The sequence below is a fragment of the Streptomyces sp. NPDC002513 genome (genome assembly GCF_053595355.1).
In genome coordinates, this window is sequence record NZ_JBSFXK010000145.1 from 1 (window position 1) to 2,325 (window position 2,325).

Sequence of the window (2,325 nt, forward strand, 5' to 3'; positions counted from 1 at the left end):
CTCCGACCCCGGCGACTACCTCATCGGCGAGAAGATCAACATCAACGGCGACGGCACCCCGCTGCGCTACATGGACAAGCCCAGCAAGGACGGCGGCTCCGCCGACTCCTGGTCCTCCGGCGTCGGCAACCTCGACGTGCACTACTCGTCGGGCGTGGCGAACCACTTCTTCTACCTGCTGTCGGAGGGCAGCGGCGCGAAGACGATCAACGGGGTGAGCTACAACTCCCCGACGTCCAACGGCTCAAAGGTCACCGGCATCGGCCGGGCCAAGGCGCTGCAGATCTGGTACAAGGCGCTCACGACGTACTTCACGTCGACGACCAATTACAAGTCCGCCCGCGCGGGCACCCTCTCGGCGGCGGCCGCCCTCTACGGCTCCGGCAGCACCGAGTACAACACGGTGGCGGCGGCCTGGTCCGCGGTCAACGTGAACTGACGCACGCGCGCGGAGCGACACAGCGGCCCCCGGCGGGAAGGTGACGCCGGGGGCCGCCCTACGCTGGGGCCCATGTCCTTCACGTACGAGGATGTCGGCGCGACCCGCGACGGCCACTACCCCGAGGGGTTCCACCCCCTGCACGTCCGCGTCCGTATCGGCGAGGGGGAGGAGGTGTTCCGCCGTGCGTCCGACGCCCTCTTCACCTGGGAGCTGCACCGCGCGATGGGCGTCGGCGTGCTGGCCACCGCGGAGCGGGCGGCACCCGGCGCCGACGTCACCCTCACCCTGGCCGGCATGATCAAGGCCCCGTGCCGGGTGGTCTGGACGGTCGAGGAGCACCGCCGCGCGGGCTGGGCGTACGGCACGCTGCCGGGCCATCCGGAGAGCGGCGAAGAGGCCTTCGTCGTGAACCGCACCGGAGACGGCACGGTCTGGCTGACGATCACGGCCTTCAGCCGCCCGGCCAAGTGGTACGCGAAGGCGGGCGGCCCGGCGACGCGGGGCCTCCAGCAGGCGTACGCGCGCCGGTGCGGGGCGGTCCTGCGCAAGCTGTGCGCGGACATCCCGCAGGACTGACACCACCCCCGGCGACACCGCCCGGACGGTCGGCGAGGCGTACATCAACTGCACCCGCAACACCCTCCGGCACGACCGGCCGGTGGCCTACGGCGACCGGACCCTGGACAGCCTCAGCCAGAGCGCGGGCCCGATGACCGCCGCGGAGAAGGCGCGCTGCCGGGCCGACCGCCCGAGCGACACCACACCGAACGGCGCGGACGCCCCCGCCGACTCCAACGAACGCACCCCCTGAGCCGCCCCCGCCGACCACCGAAGCGGCCCGCTCCCCCGCGGAGCGGGCCGCCGCCCGAGCCGGCTCCGGCTCGCCCGGCGGATTCCTGCGGGTTGGACAGCCCTTGAACTGCCGTTCACCGGGCACCCGTACCGTTACCGGCCTCGCCCCCAGCGGGCGGGGCCGGTCGCCTTCTTTCGTCGTCCCTCGTCCGGATACGGCCGGTCTCGAACGTAGACATACGCGCGAGTAGTTAACACAGTGCCGGAGTGCCCACCCGCACACGGTGGGAAGGCTTCCCCGGTAGACCCGCCCGTCACCTTCCGACACCTCATCCGCCACCCACGTTGCAGCGGACAGGAGCGGTCATGCCTCCGACGCACCACTCGCCGACATCCACGACACCCGGCACCGGCACCTCCCCCCTACGGACCTCCCACGCCGGTCCCCCCGCCCCCCGGACACCCGACACGGACCCCGGCCCCGCCTCGTCCCCGGGCACGGGTCCCGCCCTCGGACGCATCCCCGTCCTCGACGTACGCCCCCTCGTCCTCCAGGGCCGCCGCCCGGCCAAGGCGGTGGTGGGCGAGGAGTTCGAGATCTCCGCCACCGTCTTCAGCGAGGGCCATGACGCCGTCGCCGCCCATGTCGTCCTCACCGATCCGGAGGGCCGGCCCGGCCCCCGGATCGCGATGCGCGAACTCGCCCCCGGCACCGACCGCTGGGGCGCCACCGTCTCCGTGCCGCGGGAGGGCGACTGGACCTACGCCGTGGAGGGGTGGAGCGATCCGGTCACCACCTGGCGGCGCCATGCGACGGTCAAGATCCCGGCGGGGATCGACACCGAGCTGGTCCTGGAGGAGGGCGCGCGGCTGTACGAGCGGGCGGCCGCCGGGGTCCCGGAGCACGAGGGCCCCGAGGTGCTGCGCGCCGCGGCCGACGCCCTGCGCGACACCGGCCGCCCGGCCGCCTCCCGGCTCGCGGCGGCGCTCACCCCGGAGGTGGGTGGGGTGTTGGCGCGGTTTCCGTTGCGGGAGTTGGTGACGGTGTCGGTTGTGTTGCCGTTGCTGGTGGAGCGGGAGCGGGCGTTGTT

At 73.2% G+C, this 2,325-nt stretch carries 4 protein-coding genes; all 4 read left to right on the forward strand.

Going from position 1 to position 2,325, the window contains the following annotated elements; genetic code table 11:
* A partial coding sequence (locus ACWD5Q_RS35345) for a M4 family metallopeptidase (protein ID WP_451431162.1) occupies positions 1–439 on the forward strand: 439 nt, incomplete at its 5' end.
* Between the two features lie 72 nt (positions 440–511).
* Complete coding sequence (locus ACWD5Q_RS35350; RefSeq protein WP_451431163.1) at positions 512–1,018, forward strand: DUF1990 family protein; 507 nt, start codon at positions 512–514, stop codon at positions 1,016–1,018.
* Between the two features lie 82 nt (positions 1,019–1,100).
* Positions 1,101–1,253 carry a hypothetical protein gene (locus ACWD5Q_RS35355; RefSeq protein ID WP_451431164.1) on the forward strand — a complete coding sequence of 51 codons (153 nt, stop codon included), beginning with the start codon at positions 1,101–1,103 and terminating at the stop codon, positions 1,251–1,253.
* A gap of 347 nt (positions 1,254–1,600) precedes the next feature.
* The coding region (locus tag ACWD5Q_RS35360) for a maltotransferase domain-containing protein (protein ID WP_451431165.1) at positions 1,601–2,325 on the forward strand (725 nt) is incomplete at its 3' end.